The sequence below is a fragment of the Bradyrhizobium sp. 76 genome (genome assembly GCF_023073025.1).
Classification (GTDB): Bacteria; Pseudomonadota; Alphaproteobacteria; order Rhizobiales; family Xanthobacteraceae; genus Bradyrhizobium.
Genome location: NZ_JADPIS010000131.1, coordinates 1 through 23129, shown reverse-complemented (window position 1 = coordinate 23129; position 23129 = coordinate 1). Strand labels below are relative to the sequence as shown.

The window sequence follows — 23129 nt, the reverse complement described above, 5'->3', positions numbered from 1 at the left end:
GAGCGGTCCTTCTTCATGAGCCAGTATGTCCTGCGTCGCCTCCTGATCGCGATTCCGAGCCTGCTCGGAATCTCGCTGGTGCTGTTTGTCGTGCTCGCACTCGCCCCGGGCGATCCCTTCTCGGAGCTGGCGACCAATCCGAACGTGCCGCCCGAAGTCGCTCTCGCGCTTCGGGCGAAGTTCGGCCTCGACGATCCGATCTACCTTCGTTACCTGCACTGGCTCAACGCCATGCTGCACGGCGACTGGGGTTTCTCCTTCGTCAGCCGGATGAACGTCGACACGCTCATTCTCCAGCGACTGCCCACGACGCTCTACGTGATCGGCTCGGCGCAGATTCTGGCGCTCCTGATCGCGATCCCGGTCGGGGTCTATGCCGCGACGAAACCTTATTCGCTGTTCGACCAGGTCGCCAACACGCTCGCCTTTGTCGGCTTCTCGCTGCCGACCTTCTTCACCGGCATCCTGTTCATCCTGATCTTCTCGGTCACGCTGGACTGGCTGCCTTTCGTCTACACGACCGACATCAAGGGCACGGGTATTCACTGGGTGCTGGAGATGATCCGTCAGGCTATCATGCCGGTGGCGGTGCTCGGCCTGTTCCAGGCTGCGTCGATGACGCGTTTCGTGCGCTCGGCGATGCTCGACGTCATCCGGCTGGACTACGTCACCACCGCGCGCGCCAAGGGCATCGGCCAGCGGCGGGTGATCATCAAGCACGTGATGCGCAACGCGATGATCCCGGTCGTCACGCTGATTGCGTTGCAAATCCCGGCGGTGTTCGGCGGCGCGATCGTCACCGAGCAGATTTTCCGCATCCCCGGCATCGGCTCGCTGCTGATCTCCTCCATCCTTTCCAACGACACGCCGGTGGTGATGGCCGTCACCTTCGTCTTTGCGTGCCTGGTCGTGCTGTTCAATCTCATCGCGGACGTTCTTTATGGCTGGCTTGACCCTCGCATCTCCCTCCGCTGAGCGGCGCGTCTACTCGCCCTGGCGCGAGACGTGGCGGCGCTATAGCCGGCACAAGCTTGCCGTGGTCAGCGCGTTCCTGCTCCTCGTTCTGATCCTGGCGGTGGTGGTCGGCCCGTTCGTCTGGCGGGTCAAGATCGACGACATCGACATCGTGGCGGGCATGCAGGGGCCGTCGCTGGCCCATCCCTTTGGCACCGACGATCTCGGGCAGGATATCCTCGCCCGCATGATCTATGGCGGGCGCATCTCGCTCGCGGTCGGTCTCGCCGCGATGCTGGTCTCGGTCTTTGTCGGCGTGTTGATCGGCGCGCTCGCCGGCATGTCGCGCGGCGCGCTCGGTCATGGGCTGATGTGGCTCACCGATCTCTTTCTGTCGCTGCCGCAATTGCCCCTGCTGCTGCTGCTGATCTATCTCTTCCGCGACGGGCTGAAGGCCGCTTTCGGCCCCGAGGGCGGCATTTTCATCCTGATCGTGCTCGTGATCGGTGGCTTGCGCTGGATGCCCGTCGCCCGGCTCGTTCGGGCGCAGTTCCTGTCGATCCGTGAGAAGGAATTCGTCGAAGCCGCGCGCGCGCTCGGGGCAAGCCCGGTGCGGCAGGTAGTGCGCCATATCCTGCCTAATGCGCTGGGTCCGGTGATCATCGCCGGCACCATCGACGTGGCCGCCGCCATCATCGCGGAATCGACGCTGTCCTTCCTCGGCCTCGGCTTCCCTCCGGATACCCCGACCTGGGGCCGGCTGCTCTATGATGCCAAGGACTTTCTCGACATCGGCCCGCACTGGGCGCTGTTTCCGGGCGGCGCGATCTTCATCGCGGTGGTCGCCATCAACTTCATCGGCGACGGCCTGCGTGACGCGCTCGATGCGCGGCGGGTGATCTGATGGCGCCGCTGCTCGAGATCAAGGGACTGAAAACCCACTTCTCCACCGACGACGGCATCCTCCAGGCCGTCGACGGTGTCGACATCTCCATCAATCGCGGCGAGACGCTCTGCGTCGTCGGCGAATCCGGCTGCGGCAAGACCGTCACCGCGATGTCGATCCTCAAGCTGATCGCGATGCCGCCGGGCCGCATCGCGGCGGGCGAGATCATCTTCGAAGGCCGCGATCTCGTGCCGCTGACGAGCAGTCAGCTCGACGAGATCCGCGCCAAGGAGATCGGCTTCATCTTCCAGGAGCCGATGACCTCGCTCAATCCGGTGCTGACCATCGGCGAGCAGATCGCCGAAAGCCTGCGCCGCCATGAGAACGTCACCAGGAAACAGGCGCTGGAGCGCACCATCGAGATGCTCAAGCTGGTGCAGATTCCCAATGCCGAAGGCCGGGTGCACAACTATCCGCATCAGTTCTCCGGCGGCATGCGCCAGCGCGTGATGATCGCGATGGCGCTCGCCTGCAAGCCGAAGCTGATCATCGCCGACGAGCCGACCACGGCCCTCGACGTCACCATTCAGGCGCAGATCCTCGACCTGCTCCAGGACATGAAGGAACGTTTCGGCATGGCGGTGATGCTGATCACCCATGCCATGGGCGTCGTCGCCGAGACCGCGCAGCGCGTCGTCGTGATGTATGCCGGCAAGGTGGTGGAGGAGGCGTCTGTCGACGAGCTCTTCGGCAATCCCGGCCATCCCTATACCCAGGGACTGATCCGCTCGATCCCGCGCATCGATCTCGCCAGCGAGCACAAGGTGCGGCTGGAGGCGATCGGCGGCTCGGTGCCGATCCTGATCAATCCGCCGGTCGGCTGCCGCTTCGCGCCGCGCTGCCGCCACGCCATGAGCGTCTGCACCGAGAGGGAGCCGTTGCTGCGCGAGATCGCGCCCGGCCACCGCATGGCCTGTCATCTGGGAGATACGCAGTTGGGAGGCGCAGCATGACCGAGCCCTTGCTCCGCGTCAGCGGCCTGAAGAAATATTTTCCCGTGCATGGCGGCCTGTTGTCGCGTCAGGTCGGCAGCGTTTATGCGGTCGACGGGGTCTCGTTCTCGGTCAATCGCGGCGAGACGCTCGGCCTCGTCGGCGAATCCGGCTGCGGGAAGTCGACGACGGGACGCTGCGTGCTGCGCCTGATCGAGCCGACCGACGGCGAGGTCGTGTTCGACGGCCAGGATGTCGGCCAGCTCGGCGGCACCGATTTGCGCGCGATGCGGCGGAACATGCAGCTCGTGTTCCAGGATCCGTTCGCCTCCCTCAATCCGCGCATGACGGTCGGCGCCATCCTCGGCGAGGCGCTCGTCATCCACAAGCTCGGCTCATCGGCCAAGGAGCGCGAGGATCGCGTTGCGAGCCTGCTGGTGAAGGTCGGTCTCAAGGCCGAGCACATGCGCCGCTATCCGCATGAGTTTTCCGGCGGCCAGCGCCAGCGCATCGTGATCGCGCGCGCGCTCGCGGTCGAGCCGAAACTGATCGTCTGCGACGAACCGGTGTCCGCGCTCGATGTCTCGATCCAGGCGCAAGTCATCAACTTGCTGGAAGATCTCCAGGCTGAATTGAACCTCACCTATCTCTTCGTCGCGCACGATTTGTCGGTGGTCGAGCACATCTCCGACCGCGTCGCGGTGATGTATCTTGGCCGTATCGTCGAGCTCGCCAAGGCCAGCGACCTCTACCGCAATCCGCAGCATCCCTACACGAGGGCGCTGTTGTCAGCGGTGCCGGTGCCCGATCCCAAGCTCAAGCGCGAGCGCATCCGCCTCAAGGGCGACGTTCCGAGCCCGATGAAGCCGCCGTCGGGGTGCCACTTCCACACCCGCTGTCCTATCGCCCAGCCGCGTTGCGCGGAAAGCGCACCGGAGCTGAAGGAGGGAGCGGGCGGGCACTTTGTGGCGTGCCATCTCGCCTGACGCCGGGAAAAGCGGAGCGCGCATTCAAGCGTGAAGCAGGCCGTGCTCCGAAAGGGCCTGCTTGAAAGCCTCAACCGAGGTGTGGTGATGCGCGAACAGGCCCGCCTCTCGCGCGCCGGCGACATTGGCCATGAGATCGTCGACGAACAGGACGCTCTCCGGTTTGACGTCGAGCTCCGACAGACAGAGGCGGAAGCAGCGCGGGTCCGGCTTCGCCGTCTTGAACCGGGCCGAGGCGTAGATTCGCTTGCCGAACAGCGGCGGCAATTCCGGCAGCAGCGCAGCGACATGGTCGGCGACCAGCGTGGTGTTGTTGGTCAGGACGGCAATGTCGACGGTTTGACGCAAGCTGCCGGCAATCTCCAGCATCGCACGATCGGCCTGCATTGAACGGCGTCGCGCCTCGATCCACTCGTCCAGTGACAGCGGATAGCCGATGCGCTCGCCGAAGCCCCGCAAATAGTCCGCGGCGTCGAGAGTGCCGGAATCGCCGAGCAGCTCGAAGCCGCTGTCCCAGATCGCCTTGTGGACGGATTCGTTCGTGGTCCCCGCAAGCTTCGCCAGCCATGCGACACGCTTTGCCCTGTCGTAGTCGCAGAGGACATTGTCCATGTCGAAGAGGACGAGTTTGATTCTACCAGTCACAGCGGCACTCTCGGATTGGCCGAACATCCGGCCGTGATCCAAGTCATAACGCGCTGGGGCGCAGGCGACAAATCCAGCGCAACGGTCGATCCGTCACGCGCTCCTGGCGGGCCAGGGAACGACCTGTCCCGACATCACCAGCCGGTCACGGCCGTTGTCCTTGGCGGCGTAGAGCGCGCGGTCGGCGGCGGCGACCAGCGTGCTGCAGTCCGCCGTGGTTTGGGATGGCAGACTCGTCGCGCCGCCAACGCTTGCGGTCACCAGGCGCGAGGGAGGACTTTGCGCATGCAGCATGGCGAGATCGTGCAGCGCCTTGCGAATCCCTTCGCCGACCTCGGCGCAGCCCTCGGGACCGGTGTTCGGCAACAGCACGGCGAATTCTTCGCCACCGTAGCGCGCCGCGAGGTCGGCCGGGCGCTTGGTGTGCGCTGACAGAATCCGGCCCAGCGCGCGCAGGCATCCGTCGCCCGCCAGATGGCCGTAATGGTCGTTGAACTTCTTGAAATAATCGACATCGATCAGCAGGAGCGAGAGCTGCGTGCCGTCGCGCCTGGCGCGCGCCCATTCGTCCGCGAGACGCTCGTCGAATGTGCGCCGGTTGGCGAGGCCGGTAAGGCCGTCGGTCGTTGCGAGCGAGGCGAGCTTGTCCTGAAGATCCTTCTGCTCCGTCATGTCGCGCACCACCGCGACGACGCCGTCGATTTCGCCGCTGTCCGACGCCAGGGTCACGTGCAACGCCGCCTCCGCCCAGATCTCGCCCTTGTCGCGGTGACGCTGGCGATAGACGAACCGCGCCTCCTCGGCCTCGCCATTCCTCAGCGCGGCGATAGCCTGCTCGACCCGCTCCATGTCGTCGGCGTGAATGCCGGCCAGGGCCGAAGTGGACAGCAGTTCGTCGGACGACCAGCCCGTGATGCGTACGCACGAGGGGGAAACGTAGAGCAGCCGGTTGTCCAGCCGGATCCGGGTCACCATGTCGCTGGATTGCTCGGCTAACAGGCGGAAGTTTGCTTCGTTGACGACGAGGGCCTGGGCCATGCGCTGCCGCTGCACGAGCTGACGGACCAGGTAGAAGCCGATCACCGCGATCAGCAGCACGAGGCCGAGGACGAAGGTGGTGCGCGCTGCCGCGGCTTGCCGCCAGGGTGCCAGCACGTCGTCCCGCGACTTGCTCGCCAGCACCATCAGGGGATAGCGGCTGCTGCGTTGGTAATAGCTAAGCCGCTGGACGCCATCGAGCGGCGACTTGAAATAGTAGACTGCTGCGGCGGGACGACTTTCCCATCCCTTGAACAAGGGCGCGTTGGACAGGTCGCGACCGACAAAGGCGCCGCTGTCGTCGCGGCTGCGCGCCAGCATGATACCGCTATCGCTGAGCAGCGACGTCGAGCCGTTCGGACCGATGTCAAACCGCTCGTAGAACTTGACGAAATAGCTGACGTCGATCGTGAGCAGGGCAACGCCGGCGAAGCCGCCGTCGGCATCGTTGATCCGGCGGGACGCGGTGACGACCCATTGGCCGCCGGCTCGACTCTTCACGGGCGGTCCGATCAACGTGCCCATCTCGGGCGAGTCGCGATGACGCTGGAAATACTCGCGGTCGCTGTTGTTGAGCTTGGAGAAGTCGAGCCGCTCGGTCGTGGCAAGCCACTGCCCGGTCGCGTCATAAACGAAGATGCCGCGGATGCGGTCTGATGATTTTCGTGTCGGCAGATATGCCTGAAGCTTGGTAATCGTGTCCGGACCGGTGCCGTCGATTTCGAGCCGATGGACCAGCCCGACGAGGATCGTATCAACGAGTTCGAAGGTGTCGTCCGCGTGCTGAATCAGCGAATGCGCCAGATTGGCGACGTCGATCTCGGCGTTCTTGAGATCGGCATTGCGTGTTTCCCATTCACGCCAGGCACTCAAGCCGAGGATGGCGAAGCAGGTCAGGATGACGAAACCCGCCGCCCAGAGCGAAAGGCGCGTCTTTCCGAGTTCTCGGCCCGTAGTCATCAGGCTTGCTCCATTTCGGCGCAAACCTCTCACTTTGGCCTTAACGGGCTGTTGCAACATCCGCGCGGATTGTGCGCTTCCGGTCGGAACAGTCCTCGACAATTAACGGGCTATTGTCGAGCTAACCAGGCTGGCCTCGGGCGTCGGCTTCGCCCGGCCTTTCTGCCTCACTCATCCAGCGTGAAGCCGACGCGCAGCGTCACCTGGTAGTGGCGCACGGCGCCGTTCTCGATATGGCCGCGCGTTTGCACCACCTCGAACCATTTCATCTCGCGAACGGTCTTGGCGGCCCGGCTGACCGCGTTCTTGATCGCATCCTCGATCGAGGTCTCGGACGATCCGACCAGTTCCAGGATTTTGTAGACGTGATCCGTCTCGCTTGTGGCCATCACTATTCTCCTATTGTGCTGTGGCGGGGCCGGATATGTCTGTCGCGGACAACTGGCGTCCGCGCGACATCCGGCCTCGACTCTGAACGGATGCCGGCGCTTCGAGTTCCGTCCCCGAGGGAGACCCGCCGGTCGCCTGCCGCGCGCGGTGCTCCATTTTTATAAGTGCACGAAAATCCGGATGGCGTGGGCGGGTGGCGCTCCCGAATTGGCGCGCGGTCGCGGGCCCGCTCTTGCCCGTCCCGATATGGGCGAGCTAACTTCCGCCCTTCCTCTGGCATCTTCGAAGAGCGGTGATGATCGCGCGTTGGACGAGGGGCGCTCTGGCTGCGATCGGTCTCTGCGTAGTGCCTGCGCCGGCCATCGCGCAGGACGATCTCAATGCTGCCCCGGTGAGCATGTCGCTGCAGGTCACGACCGATCCCTCTACCATCGAGTGCCGCCGGCTGGAGGAGGTCAATCCGGCCTCGCTGGTCTTCTTGCCGCTACGCCGGACCTTCAACGAGGATTTTGACGAGCATCCGCTGGCGAACGGACGCTGGGTGCCGCATTACGCCGGCGGTGCGGCCTGGCCGGAGGCGCGCTACTGGGGTGGCGACGGCTCCGACTTCAAGCGCAAGACCAGCGCCAATGGCGAGCAACAGATCTATGTCGATCCGCGCTACGCCGGGCGCGCGGCGGCGCCGCTCGGGCTCGATCCCTTCAAGGTCAAGGACGGCGTGCTGTCGATCGTCGCCAGCCGCACGCCGCCGGAATTGAAACCGGTGCTGTTCGACAACGAGTACATCTCCGGGATACTGACGACCCAGGGCACGTTCACGCAGAAGCACGGCTATTTCGAGATCCGCGCCAAGGTGCCGGTCGGGCACGCGGTGTGGCCGGCGTTCTGGATGCTGGCGGATGACGGCGGCTGGCCGCCGGAGGTCGACGTGCTGGAAGGCCGCGGCGAAAAGCCGGGTGATCTCGTGATGACGACGCATTGGCGGATTCCCTCGACCCAGAAGATCCAGTCCTGCGGCTTCGACTTCGCGGTCGGCGACGCGTCGAGCGCATTCCACACTTACGGCGTGCTGTGGGAGGAGGATCGCCTGGTCTATTTCATCGACCGCAGGCCGGTGTCCGACATCAAGGTGCCGATCGGTTTCGACGATCCCATGTACATGATCGTCAATCTCGCGATCGGATCGAAATTCTTTCTCGGCGTCGGTCCGGTCGACGCGGAGTCGCCGCCTACCGTCGCATTCGAGATCGACCGGATTTCCGTCTATCAGATCGATCTGGAGCAGGCGCGCAGATAGCGAAGCTCGCTGATCTCTCCCGGTGTTGAGCGGCGCGGGTCAACGATGGACTGCCGAGGGCCTGCACGCCGACGCTACGGATCCAGCTCCGTATCCCAGTAGAGATAATCCAGCCAGCTGTCGTGCAGATAGTTCGGCGGGAACAGCCGGCCGTTGCGGTGGAGCTGGTGCACGGTCGGCGCGAACGCGTGCTGGCGTGGAAACATCTTGGCCTGCACCGGCGTCAGATTGCCCTTGCGCAAATTACAGGGCGAGCAGGCCGCGACCACGTTCTCCCAGGTGGTCTGGCCGCCTTTGCTGCGCGGGATGATGTGGTCGAAGGTGAGGTCTTCGGGCGAGCCGCAATATTGGCAGGCGAAACGATCGCGCAGGAAGACGTTGAATCGGGTGAAGGCAGGGTGGGTGGTCGGCTTGACGAAGGATTTGAGCGAGACCACGCTCGGTAGCTGCATTTGCAGCGTGGGGCTATGGACCGCCTGATCGTAATGCGCGACGATGTTGACGCGGTCGAGGAATACCGCCTTGATCGCGTCCTGCCACGACCACAAAGACAGTGGGTAGTAACTCAGCGGCCGGAAGTCCGCATTCAGCACCAACACCGGCCAATGGCCTTGCGAGACATGTGCGTTCAAGTAACGCTCCTGGCCTCCAATGTACGCTGCGAAGCAGCACGTAACTGACATACTACATGCAGCGTGACGGGATTGTGAAGCCCGTTGAGCGACTTATTCCGGCGCAAGCAACGCGGCCGGGGGGTGGCAAAGCGCGAAAAACGCCGTGATTTCCAGGTCCGAGGCCGCGGAGGCAGCGTCGTCCTGACAGCGCGATGTGGATGTGCCGAGGCAGCTACTCCCGCACCCGCTCCAGCTTCTGCAAACATCGCGTCGCGCGCACCGCGGCCGGCATCTCCTCATCCGGAAAGCTGGTCTTCCAGTCGGTGACGCCGACCTCGCCGACATAGATGTCGCCCCTGGAATCCAGTGCAATGCCGTGCGGTGCCAGGAATTGTCCGCTCGCAACGCCCGGGCCTGCCTCGCCGCCGAGCCGCGCGATGCGGTTGCCCTTGGCGTCCACGATCGACAACCGCGGGCCGAGATTGGGTACCTTGCGGTTGACCGCCAGGCCAGGGCCGAGTTCCCCGATAACGAAGGTCGGGCTCTTAGCCCCACCGCAACAGCATAGCGCACAAGGGCGGTGCAGATTGTTCCACTGCGTCTCGTACTTGCCGTTGCCGTCGAACACCTGAACGCGATGGTTCTCGCGGTCGGCCACATAGACAAAGCCGTCGGCATCGGTGGCGATGTTGTGCACGATGTTGAACTGGCCGGGGTCGGTGCCGGGCTCGCCCCAGCTTGTCATCAGCTTGCCGCCGGGCGTGAACTTGTGCACGCGCGCATTGCCATAGCCGTCGGAGACGTAGATTTCGCCCTTCGGCGACAGCGCGGTGTGGGTACAGCGGTGAAAGGGATCGCCGCTCATGAACGGCGACGGTTTCTCGGGAATGCCGATCGTCAGCAGCACCTTGCCGTCTGTGCTGCACTTGCGCACGGTGTGGTCGCCGTCATCGGTGCAATAGAGATTGTCGTCGGCATCGATGTGCAGGCCATGGGCGCGCGAGAACACGCCTTCGCCCCAACTGCGCAAGAAATTGCCCTCGCGGTCCAGCACCACCATCGGATGGGCCCCGCGGTTGAAGACGTAGACGCGGTCCTTGCTGTCGACGGCGACCGAAGCGACGTCGGTGAGCTGCCATCCGTCCGGCAGCTTTGCGAAATTTTCAACGACGCGGTAGCGGTGCTCGCCGGTGCCGAGAATGGCTGGCATGGGTGTTCTCCTCTTATTGGTGTCGGCGATGCGCGATCGTTTCCACACTGTCATTGCGAGCGCAGCGAAGCAATCCAGACTGTATCCGCGGAAAGACACTGGATTGCTTCGCTGCGCTCGCAATGACGAGGAGGCTCAAATTGCGCCCGCCTCACGCCCCAAAATCCCTTCCTCGATCGCCTTGATCTGGAGCGCGAGATATTTCGAGTTGATCCGGCATTGCGCGAGGCTGCCGGCGATGAACCAGAGGCCGGGCTGCCTGGTGCGTGCATACATGTTGCGCAGCTCGAGGCCGTCGCCAAAGCCCCAGATAGGGCCGACCCGGTCGACGACGCCGTCGCCGAACAGTTTCCGCACCAGATATTCCTGCGTCTTGTAACCGGTCGAGAGCACGATCAGATCGGCGGCAATAGTCGCGCCGTCCTTCATCCGGGCGCCCTCGGCGACGAAGCTCTCGATCTCGGAAAACTGCCTGAGCTTGATCGCGCCCTCGACGATGAGGTTGGAGCAGCCGACGTTGAAATAATAGCCGCCGCCACGGGTGAGATATTTGAACTGCCAGCCGGTGCCGGCCTCGCCGAAATCGAGCTTGAAGCCGACGCGCCGCAATCCGTCGAGCAGCTCCTTGTCGAGCTCCTTCGATTGTTTCGTCAGCATCACATGAGTCTTTTTCGCGAGCGGCGTCGGCATCGAGGTCGCGATCAGATCGTTGTCCTCGAGCGTGCCCTCATTGTAGGTCGCATAAGCGAGTTGGGCCGACGGCTCGATATTGGTGACGAGCGTAGGTGAACGCTGCATCAGCGTCACTTCGGCGCCGCTGGAGTGAAGATCCTGCGCGATGTCGTGACCGCTGTTGCCGGTGCCGATGACGATGGCGCGCTTGCCGGTCCAGTGTTCGCCGTCCTCGTAGCGGCTCGAATGCAGCAGCGTGCCCTTGAAGTTATCGAGTGTCGGGATGAAAGGCACATTGGCGATGCCGCTGACACCGGTCGCCATCACCACATGGCGCGGGTGCATGATGCGCTTGCCACCGTCGGCGCGCCGCAGTGTGACGGTCCAGTGCCCTTTCGCATCGTCGTAGGCGCCGCCTTCGAATTCGGTGCCGGTCCAGAAGTTCAGCTCCATCGCGTCGACGTAAGCTTCGAACCAGTTGGCGAGCTTGTCCTTCGGGATGTAGGTCGGCCAGCTCGGAGGAAACGGCATGTAGGGCAAATGATTGACCTGCACCTGGTTGTGCAGGGTCAGCGCGTGGTAGCGCTTGCGCCAATTGTCCCCGATCCGTGCCTCGCGATCGACGACGAGTGTGTCGATCTTCAACTGCTTCAGCCGCGCGGCAATCGCGAGCCCCGCCTGGCCGCCGCCGACCACCAGCACGGCGGGATCGCGATTGGCGTAGTCGCGCGAGGCGTTGCGCAGGTCGAGCCAATTCGGTCCACGGAAGTCGCGCGAATAGGCCTGGCCGCGGGGCCGCGAGGTGCCGAGCTGCTCCTCGAAGCCTTTGAGCTCGTCGAGCGCGGTGAGGAGCGTCCACGCTTTCAGGCGGTCGCCGTCGGCGGCGTCGGGTACGAGCCGGACGATGCCGCTACCACGGCCGATTGCGGTCTCGAAATTGAGGATGGCTTCGATAGTGTTGGTCCCGGCACGCGTGACCCAGCGCGGTGGCGCTCGGTTGGGCGCGATCTTGAAGCTGCCCGGCGCGACCTTTGCCGCGAGCGTTGTCAGCTCCCGCTTGATGGAGTCGCCGCCGGCGATTGTTTGCAGGTTCCAGCTGAGTGCCAGCGCGTCGCGCCAATAGCTATCGGCGAGGAAAAGACGATCCAGCCCAGCGCCATCGGGTGCGCCAAGCGTGCGCTCAAATTCGTCGAGCCAGGCTTGTGCGGATGCGGCAATATCCATCGTCCTGTCCAGCATGCGCGACCTCGTGCCGTCTTCGCGGCGTTTCCTCTAGGGTCGAAGGCTATACTGGAAGGAGGGGTATCGAAAGCGCTTTACCCGAGCAGCGAAAGCATGTGGCCCCTGCTCAGGCGGAATACGCCGGTGAGCGCTGCGAGATGCCCGCCGCACGCTCGCGGAACGAGAGAGGTGTATGACGAAAAAGGCTCCACCTGAGTGGAGCCTCCTCGTGCTGTCGTTTTGGTTCGCGGATCCTTATCGGCCCCGCATCCCATTGCCGTACAACTCGCGCTCACGGCCGACATCGTCGGGTGACAACGGCGGGCTTGCGGCATCGAAGCCGTTCCAGCCGGATTTTTGCCAGGCGGTGCTCCGTTCCTGCAGGTTCACGGCCTTTTCGTGCAGAAGGGCATCGAGACGTGAGCGGTCCTGGTCGGGGACCCGCGCCGATACCAGCGTTCCGCCACGACGGACGCCCTCCGCGTAGCGCGACGCATCATCCTTGGAAACGCCGGCTTCGGTCAGCGCGCCAACGATGCCGCCCGTCGCGGCGCCGGCCGCGGCACCAACTGCGGTCGAAGCCAGCCAGCCGGCGGCAACCACCGGTCCGAGTCCCGGAATGGCCAGCAAGCCGAGTCCTGCAAGCAGACCCGCCGCGCTTCCGAGGCCTGCGCCGATGCCGGCACCCGTGCCGGCGCCTTCGGCGCGATCGTCGACGCCGTCGCGATCGCGGTCGACCTTGCCGGTGGATGAGCCGTACCAGTTATCGGAATTGTTCGCGACGATGCTGATGTCGGAGTGCGGCACGCCCGCGGCCTCCAGGCGGCTGACCGCACGTTCCGCATCCGGATAGGTGTCATAGAGTCGAGAAATGGTGGTGGTCATGTTTTATCCTCCTTACTTGGCGGGGTTCACGTTGCCCTGGAAGTCGACGCTCACGTCCGCCTTGGTCCCGGCCTTGTCGGCCTTGCCGCGCCAGACGCCATTGTCGTCCTTTTGCAGGCCGGAAACATTGGAATAGCCCGCACCCTCGATCTTCGACTTCGCCTGGCCCTCGGTGAAGCTGTTGCGACCTGCGACGGGTGCGTTGGAGTTGTTGTGATCAGAGCTGTTGACGGCGTTGTTGCCCGGCCCGCTTTGTGCCTTTTGCGACTGTGCGCTTACGGGTACCGATCCGAGCAGCAGGAGAGCCGCAGCGAGGGAAATTAGACGTGACATAGTTTATCCTCCGGCAGTGATTGTGCCAGTCGACAACAGACGAGATTCGAATTGGTTGCTCTTCCATTTGCGACGGAAGCGCGCGTCTTCAAACTGCTCGATATTGAAGAGGCCCAGGAACGATTGCCACTCGTTCCCGTTTATACGGTCTCGCACTCTCGGACGCGTCGCCTGTTTTCACGTCGCCCAATAGGGCTCCCGCAGCTTGCGCTTGAAAATCTTTCCCGTTGCCTCGCGCGGCAGCGCGTCGCGGAATTCGACGTCCTTCGGCACCTTGAAATTGGCAAGCCGCTCGCGCAGGAACGATCGGACAGCGTCGGCCGAGAGCCCGGCATCCGATTCAGGCTCGACAAAGGCGCACAGCCTTTCGCCGAATTCCGCGTCCGGGATGCCGAACACGGCACAGTCGCGCACGCCGGGCATTCCGATCAGCGCGTTCTCAATCTCGGCGGGATAGATGTTGACTCCGCCGGAGATCACCATGTCGCGCTTGCGGTCGCACAGGAACAGATAGCCGTCCTCGTCGAGGTAACCGACGTCGCCGACGCTGACGAGGCCGTCGCGGCCGGCCTCGGCCCTTGCCTGCGACCTGCCGTGATAGTCGAAATCGGGCACCGCCGTCTGGCGCATGTAGATCTCGCCGACTTCGTTGGCACCGCACGGGCTGCCGTCATCGCGGAAGATCCTGACGATGCCGCCTTCGATGGCGCGGCCGACCGTGCCGGGCTTCTTCAGGGCTTCCTCGGCCGAGTGCCACACCGGGATCCCGGTCTCCGTGGAGCCGAAATACTCGTTGATGACCGGTCCCCACCAGTCGATCATGGCGCGCTTGACGTCTGGCGGGCAGGGCGCGGCGCCGTGCACGACGAAACGCAGCGACGACAGGTCGTAACGCTGCCTGACCGCTTCGGGCAACCGCAGCAGCCGGACGAACATGGTCGGTACCATGTGAATGTGCGTGACGCGGTGGCGCTCGATCAGCGCCAGCAGCTCCTCGGCATCGAACCGCGCCTGGAGGATGATGGTGCAAGCGCTGCGGAACGCCAGCATGCCGTAGGAATGCGGCGCCGAGTGATACATCGGCCCGTTGATCAGCACGATTTGGTCTTCCCGCGGCTTGATGCCATAGGCGATCCCGCCCACGCGTTCCGAGGCGGCCGCCTGTTCAGGCTGCATCGGCATGCGCCGCACGCCCTTCGGCATGCCGGTGGTGCCCGATGTGTAGATCATCGCTGCCGCCCGGCGCGGTGGCTCCTGCGCTTGCGGATGGTCGTCGCGCCAGCGGTCCCAATCGGTCAGTCCCACAGGGATTTCGGTCAGCTCCCGAGGGATCGAGAAGGTCGCCGCGAGTTCGGGCGGCGTCGCGACGACCAGGAGAAGCACATCCGCCGGTATGCCGTCGCGGATCTGCGGCAGCAAATCGGCATGACAGACGAGGATCTTCGCCCCGCTGTCGGCCAGGATGTAACGGACCTCCTCGGCTTTCAGATGCCAGTTGATCGGCACCACCGGACTGCCCAGCGCGGCGGAAGCGGCAACCACCTCGAACAGGGCGAAATCGTTGCGCAGCATCATCGCGACCGGCGCTGCCTCCGCAAGCCCCAGGGCACGGAAGCCGCTCATCGCCCGCTTGATCCGGGCCCGGATGTCGTCATAGCTGATCTGGCGTTCGCCGCTGATGATCATGGCGTCTCCTCATTCCGCTCGTCTAGCGATCATCCAGCACGTCGCCGAAGCCGACCCAGCTCTTGCCGTTGAAACGCCGGAGCTGAAGCTGCTGGAACGGCAGATAGTCGTCGGGGCCGGTCGCAACAGTCATTCCCGGCAGCAGCAGCGGCAGCTTCACATCCTTCAGCGAGGCCGCCTGGCGCATGATGTTGTCGCGGCTGACATCATCCTTGCACGCCTTCAGCACCGTCATCAGCAGCGTGGCATAGTGATAGCCTGCGGCGTAGTTGGAGTTGGAGAGGTCCGCGGTCGGCATGTAGCGCTTCATGAAGGCGAAGTATTCTTTCACCCCGGGATCGTCGGCCCATTGCGGGTCCATCGTGTCCTTTTGGTTGCTGGACGAGATCAGGCCGACCGCGTTGTCGAGCCCTGCCGGTTCCAGGAAAGAGATCGACGACGCCGAGGTCGGCACGAAGAACAGCTCCGGCTTCCAGCCGATCTCGGCCACGCCCTTGACCATCTGCGAGGTGAACTTGCCGAGCACGACGCCGAACAGCACGTTGGCGCCGGAGGCCTTCAAGGTCGAGAGCTGCGAGCTGATCGTCGGCGCGCTGGTCTCGTAGCTTGCTTCCGCGACGATCATGCCGGCCGCCTTGGTCCCGAGCGCTCGCTTGAACCCCGCGACATAGTCGCGGCCGAAATCATCGTTCTGCGAGAGGATCGCGATCCTGGCGTCGGGCTTTGCCTGCAAAATGTATTTGGCATAGACCACGCCCTCGGATTCGTAGGCCGCCATGCCCGGCATGGTCCACGGGTTCTTCTGCGGATCGGCCCATTTGGTGGCGCCGGAGAGCACGAACAGCTGCGGCACTTTCTTGGCGTTGAGATAGCGCTGCACGGCGCTGTTGGTGGCGGTGCCGAGCGAACCGAACATCATCAGCACCTCCTCTTGCTCCACCAGCTTGCGGGTCTGCTCAACGGTCTTTGGCGGCGAATAGGCGTCGTCCAGCGTGATGAACTTGACCTTGCGGCCGTTGATGCCGCCTTCGGCATTGACCTTCTCGAAGAACGCTTCCTGCGTCCGTCCGATCGCGCCGAAGCCAGAGGCCGGACCGCTGTAGGGCAGGGTCTGCCCGATGCGAATCTCGTCGCTGCCTTCGGCATGGGCACTGCCGCCGGCGAGCGTCAGCAACGACATGCCGATCAGTGCGGCTGCCAGCTTCATGGTGTCCTCCCGTTTTATTGTCGTTCCGAGTCGTCAGGCGCTGGCGCGCATCAGGAAATCCTGTCGGGCCTGGTCGAATTCCCGTTTTATCCGGTCGACGAGCTCGGCGACCGGCGGCGCGTCTGTGATCTGGCCGATACCCTGGCCCGAGCCCCAGATGTCGCGCCACGCCTTGGATTTCATGTTGCCGCCGGAGCCGAAGTTCATCTTCGTCTTGTCCGCGGCCGGAAGGTTGTCCGGATCGAGCCCGGCCGCGGCGATCGAAGGACCGAGATAGTTGCCGTGCACGCCGGTGAAGAGGTTGGTGTAGACGATGTCGTGGGCGGCGTGCTGCGTCAGGGCGGATTTGTAGGCTTCGTCAGCATTGGCTTCCTTCGTCGCGATGAAGCGCGTGCCCATATAAGCGAGGTCGGCGCCCAGCGTCAGCGCGGAGGCGATTGCGAAGCCATCGCTGATTGCGCCCGACAGCAGGATCGCGCCGTCGAACCATTGCTTGACCTCACGTACCAGCGCGAAAGGCGAGAGCGTTCCTGCATGTCCTCCAGCGCCGGCGCAGACCAGGATCAGCCCGTCGACGCCTTGCTCGGCCGCCTTGCGCGCGTGCTTGACGTTGATGACGTCGTGGAACACGAGGCCGCCGTAGGAATGCGCGGCCTCGACGAGCTCGGCGGGCGGTCGCAGCGAGGTGATGATGATGGGCGCCCTGTGCTTCACACAGGTCTCCATGTCCTTCATCAGCCGGTCGTTGGAGGCGTGGCAGATCTGGTTGACGGCGTAGGGTGCGACCTTCCTGCCGGGATTGAGCGATTTGTATTCGCCGAGTTCGTCCTCGATGCGGCTCAGCCACTCGTCGAGCTTTTCCACCGGACGGGCATTGAGCGCCGGAAACGAGCCGACGATGCCGGCCTTGCACTGGGCGATCACCAGCTCAGGGCCCGAGACGAGGAAGAGCGGCGAGCCGACCACGGGCAGCTCGAGCGAATCCTTCAAGAGAGCGGGCAGCGCCATGATGTCCTCCCGGAAACGCAGCCCGCCGGCGGGCGGATGACGTGGCGTTTCCCTTTGATCGTCGCGGGCGAGTTGCCGCCCATGTTTCATTTCACGCCATTATAGGGGTTGGAGTGCGGCCTCCCATCGTTCAATATTGAACGGATGACTATTCAGATTTGAACAGAGGCCGCTCATGGACTGGGACCTTTGCAAGACCTTCGTCGCGGTCGCCGATACCGGCAGCTTCACCGGCGCGGCGCGCCGGCTGCACAGCAGCCATCCCACCGTCAGCCGCAAGATCGCGGCGCTGGAAGCCCAGCTCGGTACCAGGCTGGTGGCACGCGCCGCCGACGGCCTGGCTCTGACCGCGGATGGACGGACACTGCGCGAGCACGCCGAGGCGATGGCGGCGGCCGCACTGCGGGCAGAGACGGCAGTCTCGGCCGGAGGGCACAAGGCGCGTGGTACCGTCAAGCTGTCGATCGGCGCGACGCTGGCATCGCATTGGCTGATGCCGCGCCTGCCTGCTTTCCTGCGCGCGCATGATCACGTCCAGCTCGAGATCATCACCCATCCGTTTCCGGCCAGCGTACGCCGGCGCGAGGCGGACGTGGTGCTGCGGCCTTTCGACAGCGGCGAGGAAAATCTGGTCGGCCGCAAGATCGGCCGTCTCGGCACCGGATTCTACGCCTCGCGCGAGTACGCCGGCGGGCGGTCCCTGCCGGAACGGCGCGGCGAGTGGAAGGGGCACAGCGTAATCGGTTTCGCCGATCAGGCCTCCAATGCCCAGCTTGCGCGCTGGAGCGACGTCGTCACGCGTCAGGCCAGGGTGGTGATGCGCTGCTCGTCCCAGGGCGACATGCTGGCGGCGGTCCGCGCCGGACTCGGAATCTCCGCCCTGTCGTGCTTCGTCGCCGAAAGCTATCCCGATCTCGTGCGTGTCGCGCCGCAGAAGCTCGCCAGCGTGGCGGACCTGTGGCTGCTCGCCCATCCCGACCTCGTCGAACTGCCGGCGGTGCGCGCCGTCATCGACTTCGTCGCCGATTGCGCCCGGACCGATCGCGTTAGGCTGCGGGGCTAAGCTGATCCCGCGATCACGCCTTCCCGCTTCTTCACTGCGCGATAATAGCTCCACCACAGATGCGCCGCCGCACCGCGCAGGGGGCGCCAGGGTTCGGCGAGCGGCGCCATCTGCTTCTCCGTCGGCCGCGCCTGCAAGCCGAGCCCGATGCGGATGCCTTCCTGCACGGCGAGGTCGCCGGCGGGCCAAGCGTCGCCATGGCCGAGGCAGAACAGCAGATAGACGTCCGCCGTCCACGGTCCGATGCCGGGCAGTGCGATCAGCGAGTGATGCGCGGCATCGGCGTCTTCTTCGGCGAGCACGTCGAGGTTCAGCCGTTGTGCGGTGATCTCGCGCGCGAGATGTTTCAGCGTCTTGATCTTGGCGGCGGACAGGCCGAGCCGCCCCAGCCGGTCGGTGCGGGCGCGGCGGACCGCCTCATGGTCGAACGGATCGAACGCTGCGGACAGCCGTCCCCAGATCGCCGCGGCGCTCGCGGTCGAGAGCTGCTGTCCGCAGACGATGTGGGCAAGCCCCGTAAAGCCCGGCTCACGCCGGCGCAATGCCGGCATGCCGGCAGTCGCCAGCACGGGCTTCAGGCGCGGGTCGTGCTTGACCAGCGCATAGACGGCCTCTTCGAGATCGGATTGGGTTTCGAGGTGGATGGTCATCGCTTGCTGAACTCGTTGTGCGCGGACTTGACCCGCGCATCCATCTCCTATCGTAACAGAGTGTTGGAAGATGGATGATCGGGTAAGCCCGGCCATGACGAGATTTGTGCATATGTCGCCACCCGTTTTCCGATTTGCCCCCAGTCCGAACGGTTTTCTGCACCTCGGCCACGCCTATTCAGCGCTGTTGAATTCCGACCGCGCGCGCGAGACCGGTGGGCGGCTCTTGCTGCGGATCGAGGACATCGACGCGACGCGTTGCCGGCCGGAATATGAGACAGCGATCTACGAAGACCTCGCCTGGCTCGGCATCGCCTGGGAGACGCCGGTGCGGCGGCAGTCGGAGCATTTCGACGCGTATCGCGCGGCACTGGACAGGCTCTCGGCGCTCGGCTTGGTCTATCCCGCCTTCGAAAGCCGCGCCGAGATCGCAAGGCTGGTTGCGGCGCGTGAAGCGGATGGGCCGTGGCCGCGCGATCCCGACGGCGCGCCGTTCTATCCCGGCGACGCCAGATCGCTGTCCGCCGACGAGCGAGACCGCCTCATCGACACCAGTGCGCCTTATGCGCTTCGGCTCGACATGGCGGCTGCCTGCCGCCGCGCCGCCGGCCTGAGCTGGAACGAACTGGGCGAGGGGCCCGATGGTGAGCGCGGTGTCGTTCCGGCGCGGCCAGAAGCCTGGGGCGATGTCATTGTGGCCCGCAAGGAGACGCCGACCAGTTACCATCTGTCCGTCGTTGTCGACGATGCGCTCCAGGACATCAGCGAGATCGTGCGGGGCCAAGACCTGTTCCACGCCACTTCGGTCCACCGTTTGCTCCAGGTTCTGCTCCGCCTGCCGGAACCCGTCTACCGTCACCATGGGCTAGTTCGCGACCACGGTGGCCGGAAACTGTCGAAATCAACCAGCTCGACCGGCCTTCGTGAACTGCGCGCTGCCGGCGCCACGCCGGCCGGTATCCGCCAGTTGGTGGGATTAGATTAAGTTTCTCTGGGGGTTAGCCAAACGCCGCCGTGACTCCGGGTGTTCCGCCGTGCCATGCTCACCTGACGGCCCGGGGTTCGAAGGGGATACTTCGAAGGGGAGTTATGGCGGCGAAAACGCGCGCAGCGCGCACTACGGGGACGTCCAAGCGAGTTGCTCGGAAGCGCTCCGGGCCGACTGCCCGGTTGCCCAAGCGCAGCACCAAGCGGGTCGAGCCGGACGTCGTCCAGGCCGCGCTTGCCGCCTTTGCCCATGAGGTCCGCACCCCCCTGACCGGCATTCTCGCGATCAGCGACCTGCTCGCGACGTCGGATCTCGGGGAACGGGAAAGACGCTGGGCCGACACGATCAAGGCTGGGGCCGAGCATCTGGCGAACCTTGCCACCCTGTTCGTCGATGCCGCCCGAAGTGGCAAGGGGACGGGGAAGGCGGTCGGGGGTGGAAGCTCGCTGCGGCAGGATTTGTTCGACCTGCGGACGCTCGCACGCAACGCCGGCGATTCGCTGGCCGGTCGCGCCGCGGCCAAGGGTCTCCAGGCCGAGGTCGATATCTCGGAGAAGCTGCCGGGCCTGGTGGTCGGTGATCCCGTTCGCCTGCGCGCCGCGCTCGAGAACCTGATCGACAATGCCGTGAAGTTCACCGAGCACGGCGGCGTGGCGCTCACGGTCGCGCCTTGGCGTTCCGCCAAGAGCAAGAGCAACAGCAAGGGCAGCACCAAGAGCAAAGGCCAAGCAAAGAGCAAAGGCAGGGTCGGAATCGCCTTCGCGGTGTCCGACAGCGGCATTGGCCTCACCATGGCCGAGATCAAGCGGCTGTTCCGGCCGTTTACCCAGGCCAATGTGACCATTGCCTCGCGCTTCGGCGGCGCCGGCCTGGGCCTGTCGTCGGTGAAGCAACTGGCGCGCGCGATGGGTGGCGACATCACGGTCGCCCCTCGGCCCGGCGGCGGCGCCACCTTCACGTTGACGGTGTCGGTGGATGCCACGGGATCGGGCAAGTCCCGCAAGTCGAAGGGTGAAGCCGAGATGGATGCGGTCCCGGCGCTGCGCTTGCTCAGCGTCGAGGACAATCCGTTCGGCCGCGTCGTGCTCAACACCATCCTGACCGAGCTCGGTCATCATGCCGAGTTCATCGGGCGCGGCGAGGACGCGGTGAACCGGCTCGCGCAGGGCGCCTTCGACGCGGTGCTGATGGATATGGTGCTGCCGGGCATCAATGGCGTCGAGGCGATCAGGCGGATCCGCACCATGGCGACGCCGCTGGCTCAGATCCCCATCATCGGGGTGTCAGGTCGCGGCGAAGATGAAGTCGCCTCACGCGAGGCCGGCGCCGACGCCTTTTTGGTCAAGCCTGTGTCTCCGCGGGCGCTAGCGACTGCGCTGCTTGCAGCGACACGCCGTGAGGAAGCCGCGACTTGATGATCGCGGCGTTGAGCTCGCCGCCGAAAACGAAGATCGCCGCGATGAAGTACAGGAACACCAGCGCGATGATCACCGAGGCGAGCCCCGCATACATCGTCACGTAATTGTTGGCGAAGCGCGCCAGATACTGCCCGAACACGATGCCCGAGATCAGCGACGCCACGATGGTGAAGACGATGCCGGGCAGGATCTGGAGGAACCGGCGCCGTCCCGCCGGCAACCAAGTATGCAGGATGATCAGCGCCACGACCAGCGCGCCGACGGTGATGCCGTAGCGCAGCCAGGTGAGGATCCTCTCGTTGGACTCGACGAACAGCGGAATGTGGGCGCGCGCGGCCTCGATGAGGAGCGGCCCGAGCACGATCAGGAATGCCATGGCGAGCGCGGTGATGGCCGCAATCAGCGTGTAGGCAATCGATTCCAGCCGTAGCCAGTACCAGGGCCGCATCTCCACGACCGCATAGGCGCGGTTCAGTGCGACCCGCAGCGCCTCGACGCCGTTGGAGGCGAAGTAGACCGACAGCACCGCGCCGATGGTGAATAGGCCGGTGCGGGTCGTGGTCAGCACGTCGTGGACTTCCCCCGAGATCGAATCCGCGACCTGCTTGGGCCAGACCTGGAGCATCAGGCTTGCGGCCTGGTCCGCGAGTTCCTTGGAGCCGAAGAAGCCGGCGAGCGAGGTCAGCACGATCAGGAACGGGAACAGCGCCATCAGTGTCGACAGTGCAATGTGGCTCGCGATCGCCCAGCCATCGTCGGCCAGGAACGTGTAGAACGCGTCCATCGCGACGACGTAGATGGCACGGATTGCCTTCACGCACCACCTGCACTGCTGTTGTCGTTTCCTCTTCCCGCGCGGGGGAAACGCATTCCGACCTCTCGCCGCAGGCGGGGAGAGGCGAAGAGGACGGGTAATTCGCGCAAATCCAGATTCATCCAGCTAGCTTCTGATATTATTGGCTTAAAAGCCAGATCGGGAACGCCATGGCGGACCGGCGCGGAGGGTGTTATTTACCCTCGAATGGCATCTCTTCTGAGTACTTTCATCCTGCCGATCGCGGTCGGCGCCGTGGCGTTGGTGCTGCTGCTCGGTCTCATCAACATGATGCGCGGCGGCTCGCCCAACACCTCGCAGAAGCTGATGCGCTGGCGCGTGCTGCTTCAGTTCGTGGCGATCGTCATCGCGATGGTCGCCGTGTGGGCGATGGGGCGTTAACATGGTCGTGCTCAGCCGCATCTACACGAAAACTGGTGACGACGGCACGACAGCGCTCGGCTCGGGCGAACGCCGGCCGAAATATGATCTGCGCATCGAGGCCTATGGCACGGTCGACGAGACCAATGCCGCGATCGGCGTGGTCCGGCTTCACACCAGGGATGCGCCCGAGCTCGACGCGATGCTTGGCCGCATCCAGAACGATCTATTCGACCTCGGCGCGGACCTCGCGGTGCCCGAACGTGAGGGCAAGGCGGAGCGGCTACGGGTGGTGGCGAGCCAGGTCGAGCGGCTCGAGCGCGACATCGACGCGCTCAACGACAAGCTGGCACCCCTGACCTCCTTCGTGCTGCCGGGCGGCACGCCGGCCGCCGCCTACCTCCATGTCGCCCGTACGATTTGCCGCAGGGCGGAACGCGTGATGGTGGAACTGGCGGCCCGGCCGGAAGAGCCCGTTGGTGCCGCTGGCATCCAGTATATGAATCGCCTGTCGGACTTCCTGTTCGTCGCGAGCCGCGCCAGTAACGACGACGGCGCCGGCGACGTGCTCTGGGTTCCGGGCCAGAATCGCTGACCCATCAGGCGGCGCATTTCTGGGCGCCAAAATTAGACCCCTTCGCGCGTTGACCGGGCCGGATCAGGCCTTTAGGTTCCGCGCCAGTTGATAAATCCCCTCCCAGATTGAGTGAAAGAGGATCGATGAAGGTCTTGGTGCCGGTAAAGCGGGTGGTCGATTACAACGTCAAGGTCCGCGTCAAGAGCGATGGATCGGGTGTTGAACTCGCCAACGTCAAAATGTCGATGAACCCG

23 protein-coding genes and 1 pseudogene are annotated in these 23129 nt (G+C 64.6%); 11 read left to right on the top strand and 13 right to left on the bottom strand.

Features of this window, described 5'->3' with window-relative positions; genetic code table 11:
- The first annotated feature begins 15 nt into the window (after positions 1–15).
- From IVB48_RS33325 to IVB48_RS33310, 4 genes are read left to right on the top strand one after another with little or no spacing between them, the layout of a single operon-like run.
- Positions 16–975, top strand: a complete 960-nt coding sequence (locus IVB48_RS33325; RefSeq protein ID WP_007597394.1) for an ABC transporter permease — start codon at positions 16–18, stop codon at positions 973–975.
- On the top strand, positions 941–1858 hold the full coding sequence (locus tag IVB48_RS33320) for an ABC transporter permease (protein ID WP_007615333.1): 918 nt from the start codon (positions 941–943) through the stop codon (positions 1856–1858). The genes IVB48_RS33325 and IVB48_RS33320 overlap by 35 nt, the downstream gene beginning before the upstream one ends.
- Positions 1858–2853, top strand: coding sequence for an ABC transporter ATP-binding protein (locus tag IVB48_RS33315; RefSeq protein ID WP_007615332.1), 996 nt, complete (start codon positions 1858–1860; stop codon positions 2851–2853). Before IVB48_RS33320 ends, IVB48_RS33315 begins: the two co-directional genes overlap by 1 nt.
- Entirely contained in the window at positions 2850–3818 is a 969-nt protein-coding gene (locus IVB48_RS33310) for a dipeptide ABC transporter ATP-binding protein (RefSeq protein WP_027565638.1), read from the top strand. The genes IVB48_RS33315 and IVB48_RS33310 overlap by 4 nt, the downstream gene beginning before the upstream one ends.
- Before the next feature lie 24 nt (positions 3819–3842).
- Here IVB48_RS33310 and IVB48_RS33305 read toward each other — a convergent pair whose 3' ends face one another.
- The 3 genes from IVB48_RS33305 to IVB48_RS33295 form a co-directional block, all read right to left on the bottom strand.
- Entirely contained in the window at positions 3843–4490 is a 648-nt protein-coding gene (locus IVB48_RS33305; protein WP_247406815.1) for an HAD family phosphatase, read from the bottom strand.
- A 66-nt stretch (positions 4491–4556) separates the two neighbouring features.
- The gene (locus IVB48_RS33300) at positions 4557–6461 is read right to left on the bottom strand and encodes a sensor domain-containing diguanylate cyclase (RefSeq protein WP_247406812.1); all 1905 of its coding nucleotides are present in this window, start codon (positions 6459–6461) and stop codon (positions 4557–4559) included.
- 167 nt (positions 6462–6628) lie between these two features.
- Positions 6629–6850 carry a dodecin gene (locus IVB48_RS33295; RefSeq protein WP_018453224.1) on the bottom strand — a complete coding sequence of 74 codons (222 nt, stop codon included), beginning with the start codon at positions 6848–6850 and terminating at the stop codon, positions 6629–6631.
- Positions 6851–7146: 296 nt separating this feature from the next.
- On the opposite strand from IVB48_RS33295, the gene IVB48_RS33290 reads away from it, so the two are divergent.
- On the top strand, positions 7147–8148 hold the full coding sequence (locus IVB48_RS33290) for a glycoside hydrolase family 16 protein (RefSeq protein WP_247406798.1): 1002 nt from the start codon (positions 7147–7149) through the stop codon (positions 8146–8148).
- A 74-nt stretch (positions 8149–8222) separates the two neighbouring features.
- Here the strand turns inward: IVB48_RS33290 and IVB48_RS33285 are convergent, their stop codons facing one another.
- From IVB48_RS33285 to IVB48_RS33250, 8 genes are all read right to left on the bottom strand, one after another.
- A complete protein-coding gene (locus IVB48_RS33285) occupies positions 8223–8780 on the bottom strand; it encodes an HNH endonuclease (protein ID WP_007597381.1) in 558 nt (185 codons plus the stop codon).
- A 214-nt stretch (positions 8781–8994) separates the two neighbouring features.
- Positions 8995–9972 (bottom strand): peptidyl-alpha-hydroxyglycine alpha-amidating lyase family protein, encoded by a 978-nt coding sequence (locus tag IVB48_RS33280; protein ID WP_247406796.1) that lies wholly within the window; start codon positions 9970–9972, stop codon positions 8995–8997.
- Between the two features lie 135 nt (positions 9973–10107).
- Entirely contained in the window at positions 10108–11883 is a 1776-nt protein-coding gene (locus tag IVB48_RS33275) for an NAD(P)/FAD-dependent oxidoreductase (RefSeq protein WP_247406794.1), read from the bottom strand.
- Positions 11884–12120: 237 nt separating this feature from the next.
- Entirely contained in the window at positions 12121–12750 is a 630-nt protein-coding gene (locus tag IVB48_RS33270) for a general stress protein (RefSeq protein WP_247406792.1), read from the bottom strand.
- Between the two features lie 12 nt (positions 12751–12762).
- On the bottom strand, positions 12763–13083 hold the full coding sequence (locus tag IVB48_RS33265; protein ID WP_027565631.1) for a PepSY domain-containing protein: 321 nt from the start codon (positions 13081–13083) through the stop codon (positions 12763–12765).
- Between the two features lie 177 nt (positions 13084–13260).
- Positions 13261–14769: an acyl-CoA synthetase gene (locus IVB48_RS33260; RefSeq protein ID WP_247406789.1), complete on the bottom strand. Its 1509-nt coding sequence runs from the start codon at positions 14767–14769 to the stop codon at positions 13261–13263.
- Positions 14770–14791: 22 nt separating this feature from the next.
- Positions 14792–15976 (bottom strand): ABC transporter substrate-binding protein, encoded by a 1185-nt coding sequence (locus IVB48_RS33255; RefSeq protein ID WP_247406786.1) that lies wholly within the window; start codon positions 15974–15976, stop codon positions 14792–14794.
- A gap of 33 nt (positions 15977–16009) precedes the next feature.
- On the bottom strand, positions 16010–16984 hold the full coding sequence (locus IVB48_RS33250) for a nitronate monooxygenase family protein (protein ID WP_247406783.1): 975 nt from the start codon (positions 16982–16984) through the stop codon (positions 16010–16012).
- A gap of 175 nt (positions 16985–17159) precedes the next feature.
- On the opposite strand from IVB48_RS33250, the gene IVB48_RS33245 reads away from it, so the two are divergent.
- Positions 17160–18047 (top strand): LysR family transcriptional regulator, encoded by an 888-nt coding sequence (locus IVB48_RS33245; protein WP_247406780.1) that lies wholly within the window; start codon positions 17160–17162, stop codon positions 18045–18047.
- On the opposite strand, the gene IVB48_RS33240 is transcribed toward IVB48_RS33245, so the two are convergent.
- Entirely contained in the window at positions 18044–18697 is a 654-nt protein-coding gene (locus IVB48_RS33240; protein WP_247406777.1) for a DNA-3-methyladenine glycosylase 2 family protein, read from the bottom strand. The genes IVB48_RS33245 and IVB48_RS33240 overlap by 4 nt on opposite strands.
- A 112-nt stretch (positions 18698–18809) precedes the next feature.
- On the opposite strand from IVB48_RS33240, the gene gluQRS reads away from it, so the two are divergent.
- Both gluQRS and IVB48_RS33230 read left to right on the top strand, forming a co-directional pair.
- The gene (gene gluQRS / locus IVB48_RS33235; protein WP_247406776.1) at positions 18810–19682 is read left to right on the top strand and encodes a tRNA glutamyl-Q(34) synthetase GluQRS; all 873 of its coding nucleotides are present in this window, start codon (positions 18810–18812) and stop codon (positions 19680–19682) included.
- A gap of 104 nt (positions 19683–19786) precedes the next feature.
- Positions 19787–21100 (top strand): ATP-binding protein, encoded by a 1314-nt coding sequence (locus IVB48_RS33230; protein WP_247406774.1) that lies wholly within the window; start codon positions 19787–19789, stop codon positions 21098–21100.
- On the opposite strand, the gene IVB48_RS33225 is transcribed toward IVB48_RS33230, so the two are convergent.
- Positions 21027–21920: a YihY/virulence factor BrkB family protein gene (locus IVB48_RS33225; RefSeq protein WP_027565623.1), complete on the bottom strand. Its 894-nt coding sequence runs from the start codon at positions 21918–21920 to the stop codon at positions 21027–21029. The two genes, IVB48_RS33230 and IVB48_RS33225, sit on opposite strands and share 74 nt — an antisense overlap.
- A gap of 204 nt (positions 21921–22124) precedes the next feature.
- Between IVB48_RS33225 and IVB48_RS33220 the strand changes: the two genes are divergently transcribed.
- The 3 genes and pseudogenes from IVB48_RS33220 to IVB48_RS33210 all read left to right on the top strand — a co-directional run.
- Positions 22125–22319 (top strand): twin transmembrane helix small protein, encoded by a 195-nt coding sequence (locus IVB48_RS33220; RefSeq protein WP_027514161.1) that lies wholly within the window; start codon positions 22125–22127, stop codon positions 22317–22319.
- Position 22320: 1 nt separating this feature from the next.
- Positions 22321–22893 carry a cob(I)yrinic acid a,c-diamide adenosyltransferase gene (locus IVB48_RS33215; protein ID WP_247406772.1) on the top strand — a complete coding sequence of 191 codons (573 nt, stop codon included), beginning with the start codon at positions 22321–22323 and terminating at the stop codon, positions 22891–22893.
- Positions 22894–23018: 125 nt separating this feature from the next.
- Positions 23019–23129 (top strand): annotated as a pseudogene (locus IVB48_RS33210) (electron transfer flavoprotein subunit beta/FixA family protein); the annotation flags it as partial.

Coding starts and splice junctions, on each gene's coding strand:
- IVB48_RS33275 (WP_247406794.1), bottom strand. CDS start 11,883: ATGCTGGACAGGACGATGGATATTGCCGCATCCGCACAAGCCTGGCTC.
- IVB48_RS33290 (WP_247406798.1), top strand. CDS start 7,147: ATGATCGCGCGTTGGACGAGGGGCGCTCTGGCTGCGATCGGTCTCTGC.
- IVB48_RS33240 (WP_247406777.1), bottom strand. CDS start 18,697: ATGACCATCCACCTCGAAACCCAATCCGATCTCGAAGAGGCCGTCTAT.
- IVB48_RS33300 (WP_247406812.1), bottom strand. CDS start 6,461: ATGACTACGGGCCGAGAACTCGGAAAGACGCGCCTTTCGCTCTGGGCG.
- IVB48_RS33310 (WP_027565638.1), top strand. CDS start 2,850: ATGACCGAGCCCTTGCTCCGCGTCAGCGGCCTGAAGAAATATTTTCCC.
- IVB48_RS33230 (WP_247406774.1), top strand. CDS start 19,787: ATGGCGGCGAAAACGCGCGCAGCGCGCACTACGGGGACGTCCAAGCGA.
- IVB48_RS33250 (WP_247406783.1), bottom strand. CDS start 16,984: ATGGCGCTGCCCGCTCTCTTGAAGGATTCGCTCGAGCTGCCCGTGGTC.
- IVB48_RS33270 (WP_247406792.1), bottom strand. CDS start 12,750: ATGACCACCACCATTTCTCGACTCTATGACACCTATCCGGATGCGGAA.
- IVB48_RS33280 (WP_247406796.1), bottom strand. CDS start 9,972: ATGCCAGCCATTCTCGGCACCGGCGAGCACCGCTACCGCGTCGTTGAA.
- IVB48_RS33260 (WP_247406789.1), bottom strand. CDS start 14,769: ATGATCATCAGCGGCGAACGCCAGATCAGCTATGACGACATCCGGGCC.
- IVB48_RS33295 (WP_018453224.1), bottom strand. CDS start 6,850: ATGGCCACAAGCGAGACGGATCACGTCTACAAAATCCTGGAACTGGTC.
- IVB48_RS33305 (WP_247406815.1), bottom strand. CDS start 4,490: ATGTTCGGCCAATCCGAGAGTGCCGCTGTGACTGGTAGAATCAAACTC.
- gluQRS (WP_247406776.1), top strand. CDS start 18,810: ATGTCGCCACCCGTTTTCCGATTTGCCCCCAGTCCGAACGGTTTTCTG.
- IVB48_RS33255 (WP_247406786.1), bottom strand. CDS start 15,976: ATGAAGCTGGCAGCCGCACTGATCGGCATGTCGTTGCTGACGCTCGCC.
- IVB48_RS33320 (WP_007615333.1), top strand. CDS start 941: ATGGCTGGCTTGACCCTCGCATCTCCCTCCGCTGAGCGGCGCGTCTAC.
- IVB48_RS33315 (WP_007615332.1), top strand. CDS start 1,858: ATGGCGCCGCTGCTCGAGATCAAGGGACTGAAAACCCACTTCTCCACC.
- IVB48_RS33215 (WP_247406772.1), top strand. CDS start 22,321: ATGGTCGTGCTCAGCCGCATCTACACGAAAACTGGTGACGACGGCACG.
- IVB48_RS33265 (WP_027565631.1), bottom strand. CDS start 13,083: ATGTCACGTCTAATTTCCCTCGCTGCGGCTCTCCTGCTGCTCGGATCG.
- IVB48_RS33220 (WP_027514161.1), top strand. CDS start 22,125: ATGGCATCTCTTCTGAGTACTTTCATCCTGCCGATCGCGGTCGGCGCC.
- IVB48_RS33245 (WP_247406780.1), top strand. CDS start 17,160: ATGGACTGGGACCTTTGCAAGACCTTCGTCGCGGTCGCCGATACCGGC.
- IVB48_RS33325 (WP_007597394.1), top strand. CDS start 16: ATGAGCCAGTATGTCCTGCGTCGCCTCCTGATCGCGATTCCGAGCCTG.